The 21,280-nt window shown below is 63.9% G+C and carries 25 protein-coding genes; 14 read left to right on the top strand and 11 right to left on the bottom strand.

Translation table 11 applies throughout. The features are described 5' to 3' along the window. Positions 1-6: 6 nt before the first annotated feature. Positions 7-1,365, bottom strand: coding sequence for a bifunctional UDP-N-acetylglucosamine diphosphorylase/glucosamine-1-phosphate N-acetyltransferase GlmU (glmU, locus tag BLS13_RS09460; RefSeq protein WP_093451611.1), 1,359 nt, complete (start codon positions 1,363-1,365; stop codon positions 7-9). A 60-nt stretch (positions 1,366-1,425) separates the two neighbouring features. Between glmU and gph the strand changes: the two genes are divergently transcribed. After that, positions 1,426-2,100: a phosphoglycolate phosphatase gene (gene gph, locus BLS13_RS09455; RefSeq protein WP_093451609.1), complete on the top strand. Its 675-nt coding sequence runs from the start codon at positions 1,426-1,428 to the stop codon at positions 2,098-2,100. A gap of 196 nt (positions 2,101-2,296) precedes the next feature. Here the strand turns inward: gph and BLS13_RS09450 are convergent, their stop codons facing one another. The 7 genes from BLS13_RS09450 to BLS13_RS09420 are packed head-to-tail and all read right to left on the bottom strand — an operon-like array spanning position 2,297 to position 6,197. Then, entirely contained in the window at positions 2,297-2,767 is a 471-nt protein-coding gene (locus tag BLS13_RS09450) for an SRPBCC family protein (RefSeq protein ID WP_093451608.1), read from the bottom strand. Continuing rightward, positions 2,764-3,219: an SRPBCC domain-containing protein gene (locus tag BLS13_RS09445; RefSeq protein ID WP_176943517.1), complete on the bottom strand. Its 456-nt coding sequence runs from the start codon at positions 3,217-3,219 to the stop codon at positions 2,764-2,766. Before BLS13_RS09445 ends, BLS13_RS09450 begins: the two co-directional genes overlap by 4 nt. Further along, the gene (locus tag BLS13_RS09440) at positions 3,203-3,532 is read right to left on the bottom strand and encodes an ArsR/SmtB family transcription factor (protein ID WP_093451605.1); all 330 of its coding nucleotides are present in this window, start codon (positions 3,530-3,532) and stop codon (positions 3,203-3,205) included. The genes BLS13_RS09445 and BLS13_RS09440 overlap by 17 nt, the downstream gene beginning before the upstream one ends. A 34-nt stretch (positions 3,533-3,566) precedes the next feature. Then, the gene (locus BLS13_RS09435; protein WP_093451603.1) at positions 3,567-4,586 is read right to left on the bottom strand and encodes a nucleotidyltransferase domain-containing protein; all 1,020 of its coding nucleotides are present in this window, start codon (positions 4,584-4,586) and stop codon (positions 3,567-3,569) included. Next, positions 4,586-5,452, bottom strand: a complete 867-nt coding sequence (locus BLS13_RS09430) for an HprK-related kinase A (protein WP_093451601.1) — start codon at positions 5,450-5,452, stop codon at positions 4,586-4,588. The genes BLS13_RS09435 and BLS13_RS09430 overlap by 1 nt, the downstream gene beginning before the upstream one ends. Beyond that, positions 5,449-5,754 carry an HPr-rel-A system PqqD family peptide chaperone gene (locus tag BLS13_RS09425; RefSeq protein ID WP_256325790.1) on the bottom strand — a complete coding sequence of 102 codons (306 nt, stop codon included), beginning with the start codon at positions 5,752-5,754 and terminating at the stop codon, positions 5,449-5,451. Before BLS13_RS09425 ends, BLS13_RS09430 begins: the two co-directional genes overlap by 4 nt. 5 nt (positions 5,755-5,759) lie before the next feature. After that, positions 5,760-6,197: a hypothetical protein gene (locus BLS13_RS09420; RefSeq protein ID WP_093451598.1), complete on the bottom strand. Its 438-nt coding sequence runs from the start codon at positions 6,195-6,197 to the stop codon at positions 5,760-5,762. 179 nt (positions 6,198-6,376) lie between these two features. Here BLS13_RS09420 and BLS13_RS09415 point away from each other — a divergent pair, with 179 nt between their 5' ends. The 8 genes from BLS13_RS09415 (at position 6,377) to BLS13_RS09380 (ending at position 14,895) form a co-directional block, all read left to right on the top strand. Further along, positions 6,377-7,585 (top strand): ATP-binding protein, encoded by a 1,209-nt coding sequence (locus tag BLS13_RS09415; protein ID WP_256325789.1) that lies wholly within the window; start codon positions 6,377-6,379, stop codon positions 7,583-7,585. Positions 7,586-7,660: 75 nt separating this feature from the next. After that, entirely contained in the window at positions 7,661-8,719 is a 1,059-nt protein-coding gene (locus BLS13_RS09410; RefSeq protein WP_093451596.1) for a substrate-binding domain-containing protein, read from the top strand. 147 nt (positions 8,720-8,866) lie between these two features. Further along, positions 8,867-10,255, top strand: coding sequence for a phosphate ABC transporter permease subunit PstC (gene pstC / locus BLS13_RS09405; protein ID WP_093451595.1), 1,389 nt, complete (start codon positions 8,867-8,869; stop codon positions 10,253-10,255). Continuing rightward, positions 10,248-11,525, top strand: a complete 1,278-nt coding sequence (gene pstA, locus BLS13_RS09400; RefSeq protein ID WP_093451593.1) for a phosphate ABC transporter permease PstA — start codon at positions 10,248-10,250, stop codon at positions 11,523-11,525. Before pstC ends, pstA begins: the two co-directional genes overlap by 8 nt. A 14-nt stretch (positions 11,526-11,539) precedes the next feature. After that, positions 11,540-12,337, top strand: coding sequence for a phosphate ABC transporter ATP-binding protein PstB (gene pstB, locus BLS13_RS09395; protein WP_093451722.1), 798 nt, complete (start codon positions 11,540-11,542; stop codon positions 12,335-12,337). 11 nt (positions 12,338-12,348) lie between these two features. Beyond that, positions 12,349-13,050: a phosphate signaling complex protein PhoU gene (gene phoU / locus BLS13_RS09390; RefSeq protein WP_037524136.1), complete on the top strand. Its 702-nt coding sequence runs from the start codon at positions 12,349-12,351 to the stop codon at positions 13,048-13,050. Further along, positions 13,050-13,748 carry a phosphate regulon transcriptional regulator PhoB gene (gene phoB, locus BLS13_RS09385; RefSeq protein WP_037524135.1) on the top strand — a complete coding sequence of 233 codons (699 nt, stop codon included), beginning with the start codon at positions 13,050-13,052 and terminating at the stop codon, positions 13,746-13,748. Before phoU ends, phoB begins: the two co-directional genes overlap by 1 nt. 82 nt (positions 13,749-13,830) lie before the next feature. Beyond that, the gene (locus tag BLS13_RS09380; protein ID WP_093451592.1) at positions 13,831-14,895 is read left to right on the top strand and encodes a hypothetical protein; all 1,065 of its coding nucleotides are present in this window, start codon (positions 13,831-13,833) and stop codon (positions 14,893-14,895) included. A 54-nt stretch (positions 14,896-14,949) separates the two neighbouring features. Here BLS13_RS09380 and BLS13_RS09375 read toward each other — a convergent pair whose 3' ends face one another. From BLS13_RS09375 to BLS13_RS09365, 3 genes are all read right to left on the bottom strand, one after another. Next, entirely contained in the window at positions 14,950-15,720 is a 771-nt protein-coding gene (locus BLS13_RS09375; protein WP_093451590.1) for a class I SAM-dependent methyltransferase, read from the bottom strand. Positions 15,721-15,781: 61 nt separating this feature from the next. Continuing rightward, positions 15,782-17,080 carry an NRAMP family divalent metal transporter gene (locus tag BLS13_RS09370; RefSeq protein ID WP_093451720.1) on the bottom strand — a complete coding sequence of 433 codons (1,299 nt, stop codon included), beginning with the start codon at positions 17,078-17,080 and terminating at the stop codon, positions 15,782-15,784. Positions 17,081-17,187: 107 nt separating this feature from the next. Continuing rightward, positions 17,188-18,453, bottom strand: coding sequence for an MFS transporter (locus tag BLS13_RS09365; protein ID WP_093451588.1), 1,266 nt, complete (start codon positions 18,451-18,453; stop codon positions 17,188-17,190). Positions 18,454-18,626: 173 nt separating this feature from the next. Here BLS13_RS09365 and pgsA point away from each other — a divergent pair, with 173 nt between their 5' ends. The 5 genes from pgsA to BLS13_RS09340 are packed head-to-tail and all read left to right on the top strand — an operon-like array spanning position 18,627 to position 21,124. Beyond that, a complete protein-coding gene (gene pgsA / locus BLS13_RS09360; RefSeq protein ID WP_093451587.1) occupies positions 18,627-19,175 on the top strand; it encodes a CDP-diacylglycerol--glycerol-3-phosphate 3-phosphatidyltransferase in 549 nt (182 codons plus the stop codon). Between the two features lie 12 nt (positions 19,176-19,187). After that, on the top strand, positions 19,188-19,445 hold the full coding sequence (gene moaD, locus BLS13_RS09355) for a molybdopterin converting factor subunit 1 (protein ID WP_093451719.1): 258 nt from the start codon (positions 19,188-19,190) through the stop codon (positions 19,443-19,445). Beyond that, positions 19,442-19,903 carry a molybdenum cofactor biosynthesis protein MoaE gene (locus BLS13_RS09350; protein WP_093451585.1) on the top strand — a complete coding sequence of 154 codons (462 nt, stop codon included), beginning with the start codon at positions 19,442-19,444 and terminating at the stop codon, positions 19,901-19,903. Before moaD ends, BLS13_RS09350 begins: the two co-directional genes overlap by 4 nt. Beyond that, positions 19,900-20,436 (top strand): sigma-70 family RNA polymerase sigma factor, encoded by a 537-nt coding sequence (locus tag BLS13_RS09345; RefSeq protein ID WP_093451584.1) that lies wholly within the window; start codon positions 19,900-19,902, stop codon positions 20,434-20,436. The genes BLS13_RS09350 and BLS13_RS09345 overlap by 4 nt, the downstream gene beginning before the upstream one ends. Next, positions 20,429-21,124 (top strand): anti-sigma factor, encoded by a 696-nt coding sequence (locus BLS13_RS09340; protein ID WP_093451582.1) that lies wholly within the window; start codon positions 20,429-20,431, stop codon positions 21,122-21,124. Before BLS13_RS09345 ends, BLS13_RS09340 begins: the two co-directional genes overlap by 8 nt. Positions 21,125-21,280: the final 156 nt, after the last annotated feature.

The raw sequence follows: 21,280 nt of genomic DNA, 5'->3' as shown, positions 1-21,280 counted from the left end.
AATATGCTATTTTCCCGCTTTTGCTTTCCTGGCCTTCATCGTCTCGCGGAAGGTTGCCGCCCAACCTTCGCGCGCTTCCTGCCGGCCGCGCGCGAGGGCCAGCGCGTCGGGCGCCACGTCGCGGGTCATCACCGATCCCGCGGCGACGATCGCGCCATCGCCGATGGTGACGGGTGCTACCAGCGCGCTGTTCGATCCGATGAACGCGCCCGCGCCGATTACCGTGCGATATTTGAGGAAGCCGTCATAATTGCAGGTGATCGTGCCCGCGCCGATATTGGCATTCGCGCCGACATCGGCATCGCCGATATAGCTCAGATGGTTGGCCTTGGCGCCCTTGCCGAAGCGGCCATTCTTGACCTCGACGAAATTGCCGATCTTGGCATCGTTGCCGATATCGGCACCGGGCCGCAGCCGCGCATAAGGCCCGACTTCGGCGCCCGAACGGACGATGGCGCCTTCGATATGGCTGAAGCCGTGGATTATGACCTTGTCCTCGATCACCGCCTTCGGGCCGAAGAAGACATTGGGTTCGATCACGACGTCGCGGCCGACCTGGGTATCGTACGCGAACCAGACGGTATCGGGTGCGATCAGCGTGGCGCCGTCGGCCATGGCGGCGAGGCGGCGGCGCGCCTGCCATTCGCCTTCGACCGCTGCCAGTTCGGCGCGGCTGTTGACGCCGGCGACTTCCCACGCATCGGCTTCGATCACCGCCGAACGACGGCCGTCTGCGGCGGCGATCATCACGATATCCGGCAGATAATATTCCTGTGCGGCATTGTCGTTGCCGACGCGGGCGAGCAAGGGCCAAAGATCGGCGGCGCGCACCGCCATCAGGCCCGAATTGCACAGGGTGACGGCGCGTTCGGCGGCTCTCGCATCCTTATATTCCACCATGCGCTCGATCGTGCCGTCGGTGGCGATGATCCGGCCATAAGCCAGCGGGTCGGCGGGGCGGAAGCCCAGGACAACGGCCGCCGGCGCGTCACCGGCGTTGAGGCGATCGAGCATGCGGGCCAGCGTTTCGGGACGCACGAGCGGCACGTCGCCATAGAGGATTAGCACATCGCCATCGAAGCCGGCGAGCGCCTGCTCACCCTGCTGGACGGCATGCGCCGTGCCAAGCTGCGGCTCCTGCGTGACGACATCGACGCCGAGCGGGGCAACGAACGCCTCGACCTGTTCCCGGGCGGCGCCGGTCACTACGACGCTTTTGGCGGCGCCGAGCTGATCGACCGCGGCGAGCAGATGGCCGAGCATCGGCCGGCCGGCGATCGGGTGCAGCACCTTGTGCAGATCCGATTTCATGCGGGTGCCCTTGCCGGCGGCAAGGATCAGGGCGGCGAAGGGGCGTGTCGTCATGGCCGATCATCTGCCACGAAGCGCTTGCCAATGCCATATCGTCCGCGTCATGGGGTGCCCATGAAAGCCGATTTTCCCTTCGACGTCGTCGCCTTCGATCTTGACGGCACCCTGGCCGATACCGCGCCCGATCTCACCGGCGCGCTCAACCACGCGCTCGGCGTTCTTGGGCGGCGGCCGGTGCCCGCCGAAGATGTGCGCCACATGGTCGGCCATGGTGCGCGCGCGCTGCTGCAGAAGGGGCTGGCGGCAACCGGCGAGATGACCGAGGCGCTGGTCGAGCAGGGCTTTCCGATCTTCATCGACCATTATCTGGCGCATATCGCCGATGGCACGACGATCTTCCCTGGCCTGAACGCGTCGCTCGATGCGCTGGCGGCGCGGGGCGTGCGGCTCGCGGTGTGCACCAACAAGGCCGAGGGGCTGGCGCGCGAACTGATCGACGCTTTGGGCTGGGCCGATCGTTTCCACGCGCTGATCGGCGGCGACACGCTACCGGTGCGCAAGCCCGATCCGGCGCCATTGTTCGAGGCGATCGCGCGCGCCGGGGGCGGGCGGGGCGCCTATGTCGGCGATTCGATCACCGACACCGATACCGGGCGCAATGCCGGCATCCCGACCGTAGCGGTGACGTTCGGCTTTTCCGATCGTCCGCACGATCAACTCGGCGCGAGCGCGCTGATCGATCATTTCGATGAATTGATCCCGACCTTGGAGCGATTGGGGCGCGGGTAGGCTGGTCTCTTCTTGGTTCCTCCCCGAGCTTGCTCGGGGAGGGGGACCACCCGCAGGGTGGTGGAGGGGGCAGCGCACCGGCCAAACAATCAAAAACGTAGAGGATGGGAGTTCGGGATTACCCCACCACCGCCTTCGGCGGTCCCCCTCCCCGAGCTTGCTCGGGGAGGATTTTGTTCCGCCCGTAACTTCGCGCTTACGCCGTCTGGCTGCCCTCGTCCGCCGGGGTCCACGATGCAAACCCCTCGCCGGTCTCGAGCAAACTCTTGAGACCGGACGCGATCCGCGGCCAGCCACCGGCGACGCCGGGGCGGATGATGCTGCCGTTGATGAATCCCGAATGGATGATTGTCAGCCGCACGACGTCGATCGAGGGCTCGATCCTGTAGGTGACTTCGGTCGGCCCCTCGTCATGCATCGGGCCGGGGCCTCCGATGTGAAAGGTGAAGCGCAGCAGGTTCGGCGGATCGCTTTCGAGCACCTTCCCTTCGAAGTCCACGCTGCCATCCGGCGCGCGGAAGACCAAAGGGGCGCCGGTTTGCCATGTCGATTCATTGGTTCGGCCGGCCCAGAAATGGGTGGTGCTGCTGCCGTCGGTCAGTGCGTCCCAGATCTTCCGCGGCGTGCTGCGGATATAGACGACATGGATGAAATCAGGGGCGCTCATTGCGGTCGCTCCATCTTGACGGGGGGGAGGGGCTTGCCGGTCTCGAGGATCGTCTTGATGCCCGAGAGGATCAGCGACCAGCCTTCGCGGCCGGCCTTGATATAGGCTTCGGGGACGGTTGCATGGTGATATTCATGCACCGTCAGTTTCGATATGCTGTTGCCGACATCGTCGATCAGAAACTCGATCTCGACCGGTTCGATGCCTTCGACGAGGACGTCCCAGCTCACCATCAGCCGGCGCGGCGGATCAATGGCGAGGATCTTGCCCTTCACCTGCGGAATGCCGTCGGGGGCAACGACGGCGAACGGATCGTCGATCGTGTTGCCGACCTCCATCCGCTGCCCGAAAAACCATGACGGGCTGTTGGGAACATCGGTAAGCAGGGCCCAGATCTTCTCCGGTGAGGCCGCGATGTAGATCAACAGGATGTGATCAGGTGGCTTGTCCAATGTCATCCTCCAACCGTTGCTTGAGCGCTACGAGTGCCGCGACCCGCCCGGCCTCGAATTTGCCGATCCAGCGCACGGCGATTTCCTGGATCGGGACGGCATTCAGATAATGCAGCTTTTCCCGGCCCCGCCGCACGGTCGCGACGAGATTGGCCTCCTCCAGCATCATCACATGTTTGGACGCCGCCTGCCGCGACATCGGCAGTTCGTCGATCAGCTCGTTCAGCGTCTGGCCCGGCCGGGCAAACAGCCGATCGAGCAGCAGCCGGCGGCTGGGATCCGCAAGCGCGCGGAACAGCAGGTCCTCGTCCAACACGACTCCTTATATGCAACTAAATAGTTGCATGTCAAGCGTGCGAACCGGTCGCCTTGATCCAGAGGTGGCGGGCGAGCATCAGCGGCGGCATCCGCATCCAGTGCGAGCGGATATAGAAAGCGAGGCGCGTGACTGGCCTGACCTCGCGGCCCCATCCATCGCGCGCGAGCAGGCGCCGCACGAAAAGACGGTCACCCGGGCGGGGCCCACCGGCGATTCGCGGATCGACCGGCGTTTCATATAGCATGTGCGTGAGGCGCAGCGCCCGCGCGACCGGTTCGGCCATCTGATGCAAGTTTGCCCGTGCCCGCAACGCTTCCCAGAAATCCGGCCGCTCCCCGAACGATCGGAGCAGGCGATCGATATCCCACAAGTTGCGCAGACCGCCCGCGAGATCACCATCGGCGATCAGATGGGTGACGGCGTGAACGACGATATCGGCGGGGGAGAGGGTGTGGATGCCTGGAGCGACCTCGATACTGTGGGCGATCAGGGCGGCGGCATCGGGCGTGCGGCGGGCGGTGCGCGGCAGGATCGTGTGGTGGACATCGATCATGCTGCCACGGTCGCGATGCACGAGCGGCGGGAGTTCGTGCATCCAGCGCCGATAATAGAGGTCGGTATAGGCATCGGGCTTGAGCCAGTCCCAGCCCGCTGCCAGCAAGGCGGCTTCCGCGCGGGCAAGATCGGCCTGCGGAACGATGATGTCGAGATCGCCGACGAAGCGGCCCGCCGCCGCGGGAAGGTCGCTATAGGCAAAGGCGCTGCCCTTGAGCAGGATCAGTTTGATACCGTCGGGGGCGAGCGCGCGGCGGGCCATTTCAACTTCCCACAGCGCCTGCATGCGGCTGAACTGCGCCTGGACGCTGGCCTGATACAGCGCGTCGGCGACGGACGTCGGCACTGGCAGACCGGAGAGGCGATCGGCCAGCGTGCCGATCAGCCGTTCGCCATGCGCGAGCGACAGCAGGCTGGTCCACGCCTCGCCGGTCAGGTTGCGGACGGACGACGGATCGACAAGCGCGCGAACGAGCAGGGCCGCGGTCTTCACTACCCTGCTTCCGCCCAGAACTGATTTACAATCCCAATGCCTTCCGCGCTGTCCCGATATGCGAACATGGCCGACGGGACCGTCGTTGCGAGCCGGATCAGCGCCGTATAGCCGCGCTCCCCGAGCGCGATATAATTGGCGGATCCCTGGGTCAGGCGCATGAACAGTTCGGCCTTGCCGATGCCGGTAACCGCCGGGTCATATCCGAACTGCGGGAACAGGATCAGCGCGGCGCGTGCCGTCTCATCCATGCGCGCAATCGCGTCTGCATTGGGGCGCAAATGGCGCAGGTCGCCTTTGGGTGTGGCCTTGAGCATCGGCCCGAAACGGGCGCTGTCGGCAATGACATCCTCCATCGCGGCAATCGCGCTGTTCTTCAGGCTGATAGCGCGCGGGAAGGGATGGATCAGGCCGGTGTCGGGATCGACGAGGACGAATTCGTCGGCCAGCAGCCGCCAGCCCTGCTCGCCGAGCAAGGCGGCCAGAGTCGACTTGCCCGATCCGGATTCTCCGGTCAGGATCAGCGCCTTGCCGTCCCGCTCGACGGCGGCGGCGTGGAGCAGAAGATAGCGGCGTTCGCCGAGTACCATTTGCAGGTTCATCGCCATTTCGGCGGCCAGCAAGCCGTGGCGCAGCGCCATCGGCACGGTATCGGGAAGAACATGATCGCCGCCGATCGCGACTTGCGGCCGGATCCAGCGGCGCCAGGGACGGGTCGGTTCGATCCGGGCGGTGAGCGTGGTGATGTTATCGGCCGGCGCGGGATAGTCCGCGTACAGCGCGCGCAAGTTCGCCATCGGCGCGGCCCAGGTCGAGCCGACGCGAAAAGTGGCGGGTCCGATGCGGACGGACAACCGGTGCATCAATGGGCGCTGACCAGCCCGATTTCGGCGAGTTCACCAAGTCGGGCGGATACGACCATAAGCGCATCCTCGTCCTCGGATGCGCCGAGCGTTTCGCAGAGGCGGCGGGTCAAGGTTGCCGCGTCGCAGGGCTCAGCGGCGAGCAGATCGAGGATTTCCGGTGCGGGGCTGTTGAGCAAATGGGTCGCGCCGGATGGCCGATGATAGAGCAGGACCAGACCTTCGACGCGTGTGACGACACAAGCGTCCAGAGAATCGGTGCGATAGATCAGTGACGTCGACCGTTCAATATTGCGTTGGCCCAACCCGTTTAACGCGGCGTTTGAATCGAGGCGTAGCATGTAAAGCCTGCCGTGCCCTGCGTCAGCTTCTTGATATACGCGGTATAGGCGCTGCTGGCGTTCGCACTGTAGCCGGGATAGCTTGTATTGTAATTGATCGCATTCTGGATATCGACCGCATTCAGCGGCGAAGTGGGGCCGGGATAGCTGTTTGCCGTATTCTTGCTAACCAGCGTACCATCCGATTTGACCCATTTGGTCGAGCGCGCCGGATCTGGCACGGGGATCGTGCATTTGAGTGTCGAAGCGGCGGCCTGCGCCATGCCGGGCCGAACGGTGACGACGGCAACGCCGCCGAGCGCGCCGAGGCGAAGCAGGTTGCGGCGGGAATGCCCGTGTTCTTCGGCCGTCTCCGGCAAAGACACTTCCGCTGGAGCACCGTCCGCCTGTTCATCCTCGATCCGCATCGCGACCCCTCACGCAAACTCTTGGCAGGTTCAATATCGCCAAAAGGTACCGAAAGCGAGCACAGACAAGCATGTGACAAACTCGCGCTTTCATCGTTGATGCGTATGTCCGATAGATTTCACAATTCGTCCATAGACCGGCCGGATGCCCAGCTCGGGCGATTTTAGGGAGGGATGGCTTGATCGAACGCCGGATGATGTTGGCGATCTGGGCCTTTGGGGCCGTGGCAGTGACATCCTTGTTATTTTCGGCGCCGTGGGTGGCGAGCGGGGCGGCCGGGCTCGCGGCCGCTCTGTTCGCCTGGGGGGCCGCGGCGGCCGATCCCGCAGTCGTCAGCATCGCGACCGAACCCGAACCCACAGCTCCGGATGTCACCGCCGATCTGATCGACGCGATCGATGATCCGCTGCTGATCGTCGAACGGCAGCGAATCAGCCATGCCAATGCCGCGGCTGTTCGGCTGTTCGGCGCGGACAAGCTGGATGGTGACTTCCGGCTCGCTCTGCGCCACCCCCTCGCTGCCGAACTGTTGACGAGCGATGAGCCGAGCACGGTATCGACGCCGATCGAACTGGTGGGTATCGGCCAGAAGGACCGGCGCTGGGCGATGACCGTGCATCTGCTGGGCGATGGCGTGCGGCTTGTGCGGCTGCGCGATCGGACCGAAAGCTGGGTGGCCGAACGCATGCGGGTCGATTTCGTGGCCAATGCGAGCCACGAATTGCGAACCCCGCTGGCGACCTTGCTCGGCTTCATCGAAACCCTCGCCGACAGCAGCGCCGGTGGTGACGAGGCTACCCGTCAGCGCTTCCTGTCGATCATGATGCGCGAGGCGCGGCGGATGCAGCAGCTTGTCGACGATCTCATGTCGCTGTCGCGGGTCGAGGCCGATCGCTTCTCGACGCCGCAGACGCCCGTCGATCTGACGGCGGTGGTCGAGGAGGCTGTGGCCGTGATCCGTTCGGGTCTGGGTGAGGGCGCCGATCGCATATCGCTCGACCTTGATCTCTCCTGCCCGAAGGTGCGGGCCGATCGCGTTCAGATCACGCAACTGGTGCACAATCTGGTCGGCAACGCGATCAAATATGGTCGACCCGATACGCCGATTCAGGTGTTGGTCCGCCCGGTTGGCGGCAAGGTTCGTTTGCAGGTCGTCGATCAGGGCGACGGTATTGCACCCGAGCATCTGCCGCGCCTGACCGAGCGATTCTATCGCGTCGACGCCGGCCGCAGCCGTGCGGTCGGCGGGACCGGGCTCGGGCTTGCGATCGTCAAACATATCGCCGAACGGCATCGTGCGAACCTGAATATCGCCAGCGTCGTTGGACGCGGCACGACCGTGAGCATTACGTTCCCCGGCATCGAGCCAGAGGCGTTGTCATCATAATGTCACACATTTGAAACATAGCGTCCATCGAACGGTCATGGCGATGACGCCGGGCCCCACTAGCGAATTCATGCGATGGAGATTTCGATGCGTATCAGCTTTGGCGCACTGGCGCTGACGCTCGGCCTGACTTTGGCTGCGTGTAACGGCAATGGCCCGACCGGCGGCGGTTCGCGCGATCAAATTCGCGTGGTCGGATCGTCGACCGTTTATCCGTTCACGACGACGGTCGCCGAAACCTTCGCGCGCAAGAATGCCGGGTTCAAGCCCGCGATCGTCGAATCGACGGGCACAGGCGCCGGCATGAAATTGTTCTGCGCGGGGGTCGGGTCGCAGCATCCCGACATTGAGGATGCATCGCGGCGGATCAAGAAATCCGAGATGGAAACCTGCCAGAAGAATGGCGTGAAGGACATTGTCGAGATCCAGATCGGTATCGACGGCATCATCATGGCCGAAAGCAAGGCCGGCCCGGCGATGTCCCTGACGCCCGAACAGGTTTACAAGGCGCTCGCCGCCACTCCTTATGGCAAGCCGCAGACCGCCAAGACCTGGAAGGATGTCGATCCGTCGCTGCCGGCGGTAAAGATCCAGGTCTATGGTCCGCCGCCTACCAGCGGCACGCGCGATGCTTTCGCCGAACTGATCCTCGACAAGGGCTGTTCCGCCGATGCCGCCACCAAGGCGCTCAAGAAGAGCGACGAGGATCAATATAAGGCGATCTGCACGAAGATTCGCGAAGATGGCGCCTATGTCGAATCGGGTGAGAACGACAATCTGATCGTCCAGAAGCTTGGTTCCAATCCCGATGCGGTTGGCGTTTTCGGCTACAGCTTCCTCGAGGAAAATGCGGCGACGTTGCGGGGCATCCCGTTGAACGGCGTGACGCCGACCTACGACACGATCGCCGGCTACACCTATCCGGGTGCCCGGCCATTGTTCATCTATGTGAAGGCGGCGCATCTCAAGGTGATTCCAGGCTTGCCGCAATTCGTGGCCGAATATGCCAGTGCATGGGGCAAGGATGGCTATCTCGCCCGCCGCGGCCTGATCGCTGCGCCTGCCGACGTCCAGGCGAAGAATGCCGCGATCGCCAAGGATCTGACCCTGTTCGATCCGGCGAAGGCCGAATGATTTTGGATTTCGCCAACCTTGACCGTCATCCCAGCGAAGGCTGGGATCCCTCCAGTCTCTCCGCACGAGGTGAGCTCGGAGCGACTCCAGCCTTCGCTGGAGTGACGGTTGTGGGTGTGCCTTTGAAAACGGGGGTTTGATTTTCTGATGTCTTCATCGGCGATTCTGGTGCTGGTGCTGGGGCTGGGCGTGATCGCCTGGTTCACGGCGCGCGCGCGCGCCATGGCGTTCGCGGTGCCCGCCAGCGGGGCGCGGCCGCATAGCCGGCCCAATTATCATGGCTGGTATGTCGCCTTGTGGGTGCTCGTCCCCGCCTGCCTGTTCCTGGCGATCTGGTCGTTCGCGGCACCGGGGCTTGTCCTGCATGACGTGCTGCAGGCGCCTGCCGCCGCCGGATTGCCGGCCGAGCCGATGGAGCGGGCGTCGGTGCTCGCCGAGGTGCGCGGGCTTGCCGACGGCAGCGTCGCGGCCGGGTTCAATCCCGCATCCGAACAGCTTGCACCGGTCTACAAGGCGGCATCGCAGCGTTATATGTGGATCGGTCTCGGTCTGGCGGTCCTGCTGGCCGTGGCTGGCGGTGCCTTCGCTTTCTTCCGGCTGAAGCCCGATTTTCGGGCGCGGACGCGGGTCGAACGGGTGGTAATGATCTGCCTGCTCGGCGCGTCGTTGATCGCCATCTTCACGACGATCGGTATCGTCGCGTCGCTGCTGCTCGAATCGCTGCGTTTCTTCCAGAAGATTTCGCCTGTCGATTTCGTGTTCGGGCTGGTCTGGAGCCCGCAGACCGCGATCCGCGCCGATCAGGTGGGATCGTCGGGCGCGTTCGGCGCGGTGCCCCTGTTCTGGGGCACCGTCTTCATCGGCGCGATCATCGCAATGATCGTCGCGATCCCGCTGGGATTGATGAGCGCAATCTACCTCACCCAATATGCCAGGCCGCAGGTGCGGACATGGATGAAACCGATCCTCGAAATCCTCGCGGGCGTGCCCACCGTCGTTTACGGCTATTTCGCCGCGCTGACGGTGGCTCCGGCGCTGCGTAATTTCGCAGCCTGGGCCGGCATCCCGGGGGCGTCGTCGGAAAGCGCGCTGGCGGCCGGCCTCGTCATGGGGATCATGATCATCCCGTTCGTTTCCTCCATGGCCGACGATTCGATCGCCGCCGTGCCGCAATCGATGCGCGACGGATCACTGGCGATGGGTGCGACCACATCCGAGACGATCAAGCGGGTGCTGGTGCCGGCGGCGTTGCCCGGCGTGGTGGGTGGTGTGCTGCTCGCCGTCAGCCGCGCGATCGGCGAGACGATGATCGTGGTGATGGCAGCGGGGCTGGCCGCGAACCTGACGCTCAATCCGTTCGCCAGCGTGACCACGGTGACCACCCAGATCGTCCAGTTGCTGACCGGTGACCAGGAGTTCGACAGCGCCAAGACGCTTGCCGCCTTCGCGTTGGGCCTCGTGCTGTTCCTCGTCACCCTGCTACTCAACATCATCGCGCTCGCCGTGGTGAAGAAATATCGGGAATCCTATGAGTGATACGGTCGTGAACGAGCCGGTCCGGCGCACGCCGACCGATTGGAAATCGAAAGCGATGCGATCGCGCATCGCCAGCCGCTACCGATCCGAGCGGATGTTTCGCGGCATCGGGCTGGGTGCGGTCCTGCTCTCGGCGAGCTTCCTGGCCTTTCTGCTGTTCACGATGATCGGCGACGGGGCGGGCGGTTTCCGGCAGACCGAGGTCAAGCTGCCGATCAATTTTGCAACGTCGAGCATCATTCTCGATCCGGCGTTGCTCAAGGGACCGGACAAGGACGCGGCTCTGGCCAGCGCCGATATCGAAGGCACGACCGGCAAGGCGGCCGATCAGGCGTTCGGTGAGGACGGAGCGCGGTTGCTCTCCGACGGCGCCTGGCTGATCGTGCAGGACGCGATCCTTGCCAATCCCGAGATCTTGAAGGGCAAGGTCGATATCTGGGTGCCGGCGGCGACCGCGATCGACTCGGCGGCCAAGGGCCGTGGCGATGCCGCGAGTGAGGGCGCGGTGGCCAAGCTGCGGAAAAGCGGATCGCTGCAGACGGTGTTCAACATGCCGTTCCTGACAAGGGCGGACTCGACCGATCCGACGATGGTCGGCATCTGGGGTGCGTTCAAGGGATCGCTGCTGACGATGTTCGTCACGATCGTACTGGCCTTCCCGGTCGGCGTGCTATCGGCGCTGTACCTTGAAGAATATGCGCCGCGGAACCGCTGGACCGATCTGATCGAGGTTTCGATCAACAATCTGGCGGCGGTGCCATCGATCATCTTCGGTCTGCTCGGCCTCGCTGTATTCCTCAATGTGATGCACCTTCCGCGGTCGGCGCCTCTGGTCGGCGGGTTGACGCTCGCGCTGATGACGATGCCGGTGATCGTGATTGCCGGGCGCAACGCGATCAAGTCGGTCCCGCCGTCGATCCGCGACGCCGCGCTGGGGATCGGCGCGAGCCGGGTGCAGGTGGTGTTCCACCATGTGCTGCCGCTTGCTCTGCCCGGCATTCTGACCGGCACGATCATCGGCATGGCCCGCGCGCTGGGCGAGACCGCGCCGCTCCTCATGATAGGGATGCGCGCCTTCATCTCGGCGCCACCGACGGGGCTCGTCGATCCGGCCACGGTTCTGCCGGTGCAGATCTTCCTGTGGTCGGACGAGGTCTCCAAGGGCTTCGTTGAAAAGACTTCGGCGGCGATCATCGTATTGCTGGCCTTCCTGATGACGATGAACGCGATCGCCATCTATCTCCGCAACCGTTTTGAAAGACGCTGGTGATGAATACGCAAACCATGAACGAGATCGCGGCGCATCAGGCCGCGGTGATCGGCAGCCCGCTGAAGATGCAGGCGCGCAACGTGAACGTCTATTATGGCGCGAAGCAGGCGATCCGCGACGTATCGATCGATGTGACGATGGAAAATGTCACCGCGTTTATCGGCCCGTCTGGCTGCGGCAAATCGACCTTTCTGCGCACGCTCAACCGCATGAACGATACCGTCGCCAGCGCGCGCGTCGAGGGCGAGATCACGCTGGACGGCGAGAATATCTACGATCCGTCGATGGACGTCGTGCAGTTGCGTGCACGGGTCGGCATGGTTTTCCAGAAGCCAAATCCGTTCCCGAAGTCGATCTATGAAAATGTCGCTTATGGGCCGCGCATCCACGGGCTCGCGGCCGGCAAGACCGACATGGACCAGATCGTCGAGCAGTCGCTGCGACGCGCGGGTCTGTGGGAAGAGGTCAAGGACCGGCTCGTTGAAAGCGGCACTGCTCTGTCGGGCGGCCAGCAGCAGCGGCTTTGCATTGCCCGCGCGATCGCGGTCGATCCCGAGGTGATCCTGATGGATGAGCCCTGTTCGGCGCTCGATCCGATCGCCACCGCCAAGATCGAGGAATTGATCCACGAGCTTCGCGGCCGGTACGCGATTGTGATTGTAACACATAACATGCAGCAGGCTGCTCGTGTGTCGCAGCGTACGGCGTTTTTCCATCTCGGGCATCTCGTCGAATATGGCGACACCTCGGACATTTTTACCAATCCCCGCGAGACGCGGACCAAGGATTACATAACCGGCCGCTACGGCTGAGGAGTATCAAGATGGCCACGACAGGACATACGGTTAAGGCATTCGACGACGATCTCGGCCAGTTGCGCGGGCTCGTATCCGAAATGGGCGGACGCGCGGAAGCCGCCATCACCAACGCGATCGAGGCGCTCGTCAATCGCGACCTCGATCTCGCCGCGCGGATCATCGAGGGCGATCGCAAGATCGATCTGCTTCAGACCGACATCGAAAAACACGTTGTACGGCTGATCGCGCTGCGTGCGCCAATGGCGGACGATCTGCGCGAAGTGCTGGCGGCGCTCAAGATCGCCGGTGTTGTCGAGCGGATGGGCGATTATGCCAAGAATATCGCCAAGCGCATCCCCACCCTGCAGGATGCACGCGGGCTCGATGCGATCGCGGTGCTGCCGTCGATGGGCGCGATCGTCACCGAAATGGTGCGCAACGTGCTCGACGCCTTCGTCGCGCGCGATGCCGAGGCGGCGGTTGCGGTTGCGGCCAGGGACAGCGCGGTCGACGATTTCTACAACAGCATCTTCCGTACCTTGCTCACCTATATGATGGAAAATCCGCATAACATCACCGCGTCGACGCACCTGCTGTTCATTGCAAAGAATCTGGAGCGGATCGGCGATCATGCGACGAACGTCGCCGAGATGGTCTATTTCGCGGCGACCGGCACGCAGATGATCGAGCGTGCGCGCGGCGGCGATCCGTTGGCGGGAGACCTCTGATGGCGCGCGCGCGCGTGTTGCTGGTCGAGGATGACGCCGCGCTGGCCGAACTCGTCAGCTGGCATCTCGAGCGCGAGGAATTCGAAGTCGAGCGCACCGCCGATGGCGAGGAGGCGCTGTTGCTCGCGCGCGAGTCGCCGCCGGATCTGGTGCTGCTCGACTGGATGATCGAGGGCATTTCGGGGATCGAAGTATGCCGCCGGCTGCGCAGGGTGGCCGATACCGCCAATGTGCCGATCATCATGCTGACGGCGCGCGGCGAGGAGGAGGACCGGGTTCGCGGACTGGAAACGGGTGCCGACGATTATATCACCAAGCCGTTCTCGCCGCGCGAACTGATCGCGCGCGTGGGGGCCGTCCTGCGTCGGGTGCGCCCGGCGCTGGCGGGTGAACGCCTGTCCTATGCCGACATCGAAATGGACACGGCCAGCCACCGCGTAAAACGGGGCGGCAGCCCGATCATGCTCGGGCCGACCGAGTTTCGCCTGCTCAAACATTTCCTCGAACATCCCGGCCGCGTCTTTTCGCGCGAGCGGCTGCTCGATTCGGTGTGGGGCCGAGATTCGGACATCGAGCCGCGCACCGTGGACGTCCACATCCGGCGGTTGCGTAAGGCGATCAACGTCGAAACCTGCCCCGACATCATCCGCACGGTGCGATCGGCGGGCTATGCGCTCGACAGCGAGGGCACGGCCTGATCGCTCGCTGTCGGGTGGCAACTGTATTGCTGTATTAATACGCATATGGTAATCGCGCTCGCAGGCTATGGAGAGCGACGCCATGTACAGCGAGTCGGATATTGATAGCGCGGTGGAGGCCGGAGCGCTCAGCGCACGGGAAGCTGCGGCATTCCGCGATTTTGTCGCGCGATCGCGTTCGACCGAAATCGTTGATGAAGAGCATTTCCGGCTGCTGACCGGCTTCAACGACATATTCGTATCGATCGCCGCCGTGCTGATGCTGGTGGCGGTGGGCTGGATCGGCAATGCGCTGCGGATCGGCGCGCCCGAAGGCGGGCCATCGCCGGCGGCCGGGTTGCTCGTGGCGGCGACCGCCTGGGGGCTCGCCGAATATTTTACCAGGGAACGGCGCATGGCGCTGCCCAGCATCCTGTTGCTGCTGGCCTTTGCGGGCGGAACGTTCGTGGGACTGGGCACATTGCTCGTCGGCAGAATCGATCCGGAACATAGCCGGAGCGGCGCATTGCTGCTCAGCGGCGTGGCCGCGGTGACCGGCGGGGCGGTATGGCTGCACTGGCGGCGCTTCCATGTGCCGATCACGATTGCGGCCGGTGCCGCCACAGTCGCGGGATTGGCGCTGCTGCTGGCGCTGGCGGCCTTCCCGGCGATCGGTGACAGGATTACCATCGTCATCCTGCTGTGCGGCATTGGTGTGTTCGGCCTGGCGATGAAGTGGGACATCAGCGATCCGGCGCGGCAGACCCGCCGTTCCGATGTCGCCTTCTGGCTTCATCTGCTGGCCGCGCCGATGATCGTGCATCCGATCTTCTCGCTGCTCGGCCTGCTGCACGGTTCGGCGGACCCGACCAGGGCAGGGCTGGTGATCCTGCTTTACCTGATCATCGGCCTCATCGCGCTGGCGATCGATCGCCGCGCGCTGATGGTGTCGGCGCTTGCCTATGTCCTCTATGCGATCAGCAGCCTGATCGAACAGGCGGGTGCGGTTGATCTTGCCTTTGGGATCACCGCCCTGATCATCGGATCGGCATTGCTGCTGCTGTCTGCCTTCTGGCATGTGGCGCGGCGATTCGTGGTCGCCCAGTTGCCGGATCTGATGCGGGGTTGGCTGCCACAGGTGGATCGCTCGCTTCCAACGCGCGCCTGATGCCGGTGCTGTCAGGATCGCGGAACATTCCCGATCCCGACAGTACCGCACCGATCATTTGGGCTTGCGGAAACGCAGGACGAATTGATCGGTCTTTCCGCGAATGGCGGGATCGAACACGTTGAGTGTGTGGGGGTCGGCCGGGTTGGCGATCGCGCTGGTTTCGCCATCGGCCACGAAGCCTGCGGCGAGTACTTCCTTCCTCACCGTTGCCGCGTCGATGCGATGGAGGGCCTTTATGCCGGCCTCGTCTATGCCGGGCGCCGCCGAATGATCGGCGATGATATAGAGTCCGCCGGGCTTCAGCGCGGCGTACACCGCCTTGTTGAGCGCCGCGACGCCATCCGCCCCGGCATAAATGTGGACGTCGTGATAATTTTCCGACGTCCAGACCAGATCGGCCGGTGCTGGTGTCGCCAGCGAGGTTGCGGTGCCGTCAACCTCATGAACATTCCCACGGCCGGGCTCGGACGAGACCGGCGGCGGCAGTGGCGGCGCCGTCGGCGGGCGCGCGGCGCGGCGATCGACGAAGGTCTTGGGCGTCACCGCGAACACCGTGCCCTTCGGCCCCACCGCGGTGCTGAACAGTCGTGTGAAGTATCCGCCGCCCGGCATCAAATCGATCACGGTCTCACCGGTTTTGACCTTCGCGAAGACCAGCATATCGCCGGGCTTGCGGGCCACATCGCGATCGCTGTCCTTGGCGGGGCGGGATGTGTCGGCTACTGCGCCGGCAATGTTGGGCGGCAGCGAAACGGCGAAAGCCGGCGCCGCGACAAGGATCGCGCCGCTCAGCATGGCAGCCAGGGTATGACGGGTCTTCATCGCTGCATCTCCTTCAAGCCGTGATTGTTGGCTATTCTTCGTCGCGCGTCCAGTGCTGCCGTCAGACGCCCGCGGTTGCAAACATGCCGATTGCCGCCGCTGCCATCACGATCGTCGCCAGCCAGCCGGTGACCTGCAATCCGCGCGAAATGGTGAAGGCGCCCATCGCATCGCTGCGGCTGGCGAGCCGCATCACCATCACCATGACGGGAACCGCGACCACGCCGTTCACCACCGCGCTCCAGAACAACGCCTTGATCGGATCGATCGGCGAGAAATTCAGAGCCGCTCCGATGAGTGTCGCCACCGCGATCACGGCATAGAAGGCCTTTGCGCGGTGTGGTTTGCGCGACAAGCCGACATGCCAGCCGAGCGCTTCGCCGGTGGCAAAAGCAGATGAACCGGCAAGTACAGGCAGCGCCAGCATGCCGGTGCCGATAATACCGAGCGCGAAGATCAGAAACGCGAAGTGGCCCGCAACCGGCAGCAGCGCCTGCGCTGCCTGCGCCGAGGTCTGAATATCGGTCACGCCTCTGGCATGCAGGGTCGTGGCGGTCGCCAGCAGGATGAACAAGGCGACGAGATTGGAAAAACCCATGCCGATATAGGTATCGATCCGAATGCGTTGGATTTCGGCCGGCGCCTGTTCGGGGGCCCGCTCAAGCGGCTTCGCACCATCACGCTCGCGTGTCTCCTCGGCTTCCTCCTCGGCCTGCCAGAAGAACAGATACGGGCTGATCGTGGTGCCCAGAATCGCCACAACCACCGTCAGATAGGATGCGGTGAAGCTGATGTGCGGAAGGATCAGGTGATGGGCGACGGTGGGCCAGGGCGTATGCACCACCAGCACGACGGCGACATAGGCAAATAGCGACAATGTCAGCCATTTGAGAACGGAAACATAGCGGGAATAGCGCAGGAAGATCTCGAGCAGCACCGACAGGACCGCAAACAGCGCGACATAAGCGAAGGCGGGCCCGCCGATCAGCAATTGGAGGGCCGCCGCCATCGCGCCGAGATCCGCGCCGATATTGATGACATTGGCAATCACCAGCAGGGGCACGATCACTGCCAGAATAGCGCGTGGATAATGCTGCTTGAGGTTGCCGGCGAGACCGCGGCCGGTGACCCGGCCGATCCGGGCGCTAATTTCCTGAATCGCACACATCAATGGCCAGCTCAGGAGCAGCGTCCAGCCAAGATCGAAGCCGAATTGCGCGCCGGCCTGGCTATAGGTTGCGATACCGCTGGGATCGTCGTCGGACGCCCCGGTGATCAGGCCAGGCCCCATGATCTGGAGCAATTTCGGGCGGGGTGGCTGTTTGACGATCTCGGGCAAGTCGGCGATGTCCGAGCTCATCATTTGGTTTCCGATGCCTTATGGTGGAATCATTCCACAGTCCACGTCGACGATCCAAACGCGCTCGACCCGCAGTGTATCCGCCGGGCGTATCGGGGGAGCAGATCCTAGTCGCAGGCCTTGTGCAGCTTCCAGGCGATGGTCGCGCCGCCTATGCTCGCCACCGCCACCATCAACAGTGTTTCGGCCACGGAAACACCGCACCATACGAAAATGGCGAGCAGGACGGTCGCCATCACCATCGCCCCGGAATTGACGATATTGTTGGCGGCCACGGTGCGTGCCGTCTGGGTCTTGTGGACTGTTGTCGTGAGGAACGCATAAAGCGGGACGACGAACATTCCGCCCGATATCGCAATACCGAGCAGATCGATCATCACGCGTTCCGCGCGAGGAAGCAGCAGAAACTGCGGCAGATCGATCAAGGGGCCCGCAACCGGGGGCCAATTGTGCGACGTCCACCACAGATCGCAGACGAACAGGCCCATGCCCAGCGAGGCCGCCGGTGCGAAGCGCGCCGAAACGGCACCCTTCAGCAGGCGGTTGATCGCGACCGATCCGATCGCGACGCCGATCGAGAAGATGGCGAGAATCAGGGTTGCGACCTGCTGGTTCGCGCCCAGCACATTCTTCACGAGCGGCGGGAATTGCGCGGCAAGGATTGCGCCCTGCGCCCAGAAGAAGCTGATCGCCATGATCGCCAGAAACAGTCGGGGAATATGCATCGTATCGGAAACGAGTTTGATCGAGGATCGGATGATGTGGAAATCCACGCCCGCATCCTGGGTCATCGGCGGGGCAGGGGGCACCTGGCGGCCGCTGAACCATCCGATCACCGCGACGATCAGGACGCCGGCCGCGGCATGGGTTGACGAGATGACGCCACCGACGATCGTGCCGCCCAATATGGCGATATAGGTGCCGGCTTCGACCAGGCCGGTTCCCGGCAGAACCTGATCCTCCTCGAGATGCTGCGGCAGGATTGCATATTTGATCGGGCCGAAGAACGTCGAATGGGCCCCCATCGAAAACAGGGCGATCAACATCATCGTGATGTTGTGCAGCAGCAATCCGCCCGCCCCGACCACCATGATCGCGATTTCGGCGGTCTTGATGATGCGGATGATCGTTGCCTTGTCATGGCAATCGGCAAGCTGGCCGGACAAGGCCGACAGCAGGAAGAACGGCAGGATGAACAATCCGCCGGCAATGGCGCTGAATGCGGCTTCCTGCGCGGGGTCGTTGTAGATGCCATAGATGACCAGCACGATCATCGCGGTGCGGAACAGGTTGTCGTTGAAGGCCCCCAGCATCTGGGTGGTAAACAACGGCAGGAACCGGCGTTTGGCGAGAAGCCGGAATGATGGGGTCATGCGGGGATACTGCGCCTTCTGTTGTTCTCGCCGGGCATCGTCTCGGCGTCGCCATAGCCGATTGAAACGCCAAGGTCCAAGTGGGAACGTGCGAGCGCGGCTGGCGATTTCCGCGATTGCGGCAAATCGCCCGCTTCCCCCCGAGGGTTTAACCGGGCTAAGGCAGGCATTGCATGTTGACCCTGCCCAACATTCTCACGCTCTCGCGTATCTTCGCAGTGCCCATTCTGGTGTTCCTGCTATGGTCGCCCACACGCTTCGAATATGCATTGGCCTTTGCTCTTTACGCCTTGATGGCAGTCACCGATTATTTTGACGGTTATCTGGCCCGCGCACAGGGCGCGGTCTCGAAGCTCGGGATCTTTCTCGATCCGATCGCCGACAAGATCATGGTTGCCGCCGTGATCGTCATGCTGATCTTCACGCGGGACGTGGCGGGATTGGATGCGATCGCAGCGCTCGTCATCCTGTTGCGCGAGCTTGCTGTGTCCGGCTTGCGGGAGTTTCTCGCGGGCTTGCGCGTATCGGTGCCGGTCAGCAAACTGGCGAAATGGAAGACGACGTTCCAGCTTGTCTCGCTCGGTGCGATCATCCTCGGCGGCGCCATACCGCACTGGGCGTGGGTTCGATCGGTGGGTCTGTTCAGCCTGTGGGCCGCCGCGGCGCTGACATTGATCACGGGTTGGGATTATCTGCGCGTCGGCGTAAAGCATATGGATTGACGGCAGGTGGGCGTGGCGATCGAAATCCTCTATTTTGCGCGTGTGCGTGAGGCGATCGGGCGCAGCCGCGAGACGGTATCGCCTCCGGCCGATATCGTGACGGTGGCCGATCTCGTCGATTGGCTGTCGGCCCGCGGCGGCGGCTATGCCGAGGCCTTCGGCGATCGCGCCCGGTTGCGAGCGGCGATCGACCAGGCGTTTGTCGGCGCGGATGCCGCGATTGCCGGCGCGCGTGAAATCGCGCTGTTTCCGCCGGTGACCGGCGGATGATCGCCGCCGATCCGATCAGGATATGGGTGACTGCCGACGATATCGACGTCGGCGGCGAACTTGCGCGGCTCGAGGCGCTGGGCGGCGGTGCGGTGGCCAGTTTCACGGGGATCGTGCGGGGCGGGAAGGGGCTGACGGCGATGGAACTGGAACATCATCCGGGCATGACGCACGACGCACTGGCCGCGATCGCACGCGATGCCGTCGATCGCTGGTCGCTGATCGGCGCCACGATCATCCACCGCCATGGCCGGCTGGTGCCCGGGGAGCGAATCGTGTTGGCCGCCGCCGCCTCCTCGCATCGCGCGTCGGCGCTGGAGGCCTGCGCATTCCTCATCGACTGGCTGAAGACCAGGGCGCCCTTCTGGAAGAAAGAGTATTTTGAAGACGGCCACAGCCAGTGGGTCGATGCGCGCGAGGCCGATGACATCGCCGCCGCGCGCTGGAGCAGGGCATGACAAGCGAGGCAAATCTGGCCGATCTGCTGCTGGCGGCAGGCGATGGCGACCGCGCGGCGTATGCCGACCTCTATACGAGAACGTCTGCGAAACTTTTCGGAATTATCCTGCGTATATTGCCTGAACGATCAATGGCTGAAGATGCGATGCAGGATGCATATGTGAAGATCTGGCGTAACGCCGCAGGGTATGACGCCTCGCGCGGCAGCCCGATCACGTGGATGGCGACGATCGCCCGCAACGTCGCGATCGACCTGCATCGCCGCGCGCATCCCGCCGGCCGCACCCGCGACGAAAGCGTCGAACTGGACATGATCGTCGACGGTGGCGCAGGCCCGTCGGCCGAAGCGCTGACCGCGCTCCAGATCTGCCTCGGGCGGCTCGATGCCGATCAGCGCAAGCTGGTCGTCGCGGCCTATCTCCATGGCGACAGCCGTGAGGAACTGGCTGAACGGCTCGGCCATCCGATGGGAACGATCAAATCCTGGCTGCATCGCAGCCTGGCGCGGCTCAAGGCGTGCCTTGATGGCTGATGACCTGTCGATGACCGCCGGCGAATATGTGCTCGGCACGCTCGATGTGGCCGAGCAGCGCGCCTTTGCCCGCCGGTTGATGACCGATCCCGGGGCGGTGGCGCTCGTCGCCGATTGGCAGCAGCGATTGGCGCCGCTCTTGCTGACCGCGCCCGACGCCGTCGTTCCGGCTGATATGTGGTCGCGGATCGACATGGCGACGCGGCCCGCAGCGAACGACAATCAGCCGGTATGGCGTTGGAAGATCGCGACGGTCGCCGCTGCCTTGCTCGCGGTCGTGACGAGCGGACTGGCGCTGCGCCCACGCCCTGCGCCGCCCGCGCCGATCATTGCCCAGGCCCCGCAAGGCTTTGCTCAGCAGATCGCGGCGCTGAGCAGCGAAGGCGGATCGCCGGCGCTGCTGGTCACTTATGATGCCGGCAGCGGTCGGATGCGGGTCGTGCCCGTCAATGTCAGCCCCCGGCCGGGCCATAGCCTGGAGCTGTGGGTGATCGCCGGCAAGGCCGCGCCGAAATCGATCGGGCTGATGCCGAAGGAAGGCGCTGCCGCGCTCAGCCATATGAAGGTCGATCCGGCGCTCGATACCACGATAGCGGTCTCGGTCGAGCCGATCGGCGGATCACCGACCGGGGCGCCGACCGGGCCGGTGGTCTATTCGGGCAAGATGATCGCGCTGTCGAAGAGCTGATCCGGGCGGGGGCGTGCGTCCCGAACGTCAGGACGGCTATCGACCCAAGTCGGACCCAAAAGGCGAGATGCTTTCTTCAAGCCGCCGTTGGGCGGCCTGTCTGCGTCAGCATTCCATGCTTGGCATCAGTTGCTATCATAACGTGTGAGAATCACT

The organism is Sphingomonas sp. YR710 (assembly GCF_900101455.1).
In the GTDB taxonomy this organism is placed as follows: Bacteria; Pseudomonadota; Alphaproteobacteria; order Sphingomonadales; family Sphingomonadaceae; genus Rhizorhabdus.
This window is presented reverse-complemented; position numbering and strand designations above follow the sequence as displayed.

Coding starts and splice junctions, on each gene's coding strand:
- glmU (WP_093451611.1), bottom strand. CDS start 1,365: ATGACGACACGCCCCTTCGCCGCCCTGATCCTTGCCGCCGGCAAGGGC.
- gph (WP_093451609.1), top strand. CDS start 1,426: ATGAAAGCCGATTTTCCCTTCGACGTCGTCGCCTTCGATCTTGACGGC.
- BLS13_RS09450 (WP_093451608.1), bottom strand. CDS start 2,767: ATGAGCGCCCCTGATTTCATCCATGTCGTCTATATCCGCAGCACGCCG.
- BLS13_RS09420 (WP_093451598.1), bottom strand. CDS start 6,197: ATGCGGATCGAGGATGAACAGGCGGACGGTGCTCCAGCGGAAGTGTCT.
- BLS13_RS09410 (WP_093451596.1), top strand. CDS start 7,661: ATGGAGATTTCGATGCGTATCAGCTTTGGCGCACTGGCGCTGACGCTC.
- pstC (WP_093451595.1), top strand. CDS start 8,867: ATGTCTTCATCGGCGATTCTGGTGCTGGTGCTGGGGCTGGGCGTGATC.
- pstA (WP_093451593.1), top strand. CDS start 10,248: ATGAGTGATACGGTCGTGAACGAGCCGGTCCGGCGCACGCCGACCGAT.
- pstB (WP_093451722.1), top strand. CDS start 11,540: ATGAACGAGATCGCGGCGCATCAGGCCGCGGTGATCGGCAGCCCGCTG.
- phoU (WP_037524136.1), top strand. CDS start 12,349: ATGGCCACGACAGGACATACGGTTAAGGCATTCGACGACGATCTCGGC.
- phoB (WP_037524135.1), top strand. CDS start 13,050: ATGGCGCGCGCGCGCGTGTTGCTGGTCGAGGATGACGCCGCGCTGGCC.
- BLS13_RS09380 (WP_093451592.1), top strand. CDS start 13,831: ATGTACAGCGAGTCGGATATTGATAGCGCGGTGGAGGCCGGAGCGCTC.
- BLS13_RS09375 (WP_093451590.1), bottom strand. CDS start 15,720: ATGAAGACCCGTCATACCCTGGCTGCCATGCTGAGCGGCGCGATCCTT.
- BLS13_RS09370 (WP_093451720.1), bottom strand. CDS start 17,080: ATGAGCTCGGACATCGCCGACTTGCCCGAGATCGTCAAACAGCCACCC.
- BLS13_RS09365 (WP_093451588.1), bottom strand. CDS start 18,453: ATGACCCCATCATTCCGGCTTCTCGCCAAACGCCGGTTCCTGCCGTTG.
- pgsA (WP_093451587.1), top strand. CDS start 18,627: ATGTTGACCCTGCCCAACATTCTCACGCTCTCGCGTATCTTCGCAGTG.
- BLS13_RS09350 (WP_093451585.1), top strand. CDS start 19,442: ATGATCGCCGCCGATCCGATCAGGATATGGGTGACTGCCGACGATATC.
- BLS13_RS09345 (WP_093451584.1), top strand. CDS start 19,900: ATGACAAGCGAGGCAAATCTGGCCGATCTGCTGCTGGCGGCAGGCGAT.
- BLS13_RS09340 (WP_093451582.1), top strand. CDS start 20,429: ATGGCTGATGACCTGTCGATGACCGCCGGCGAATATGTGCTCGGCACG.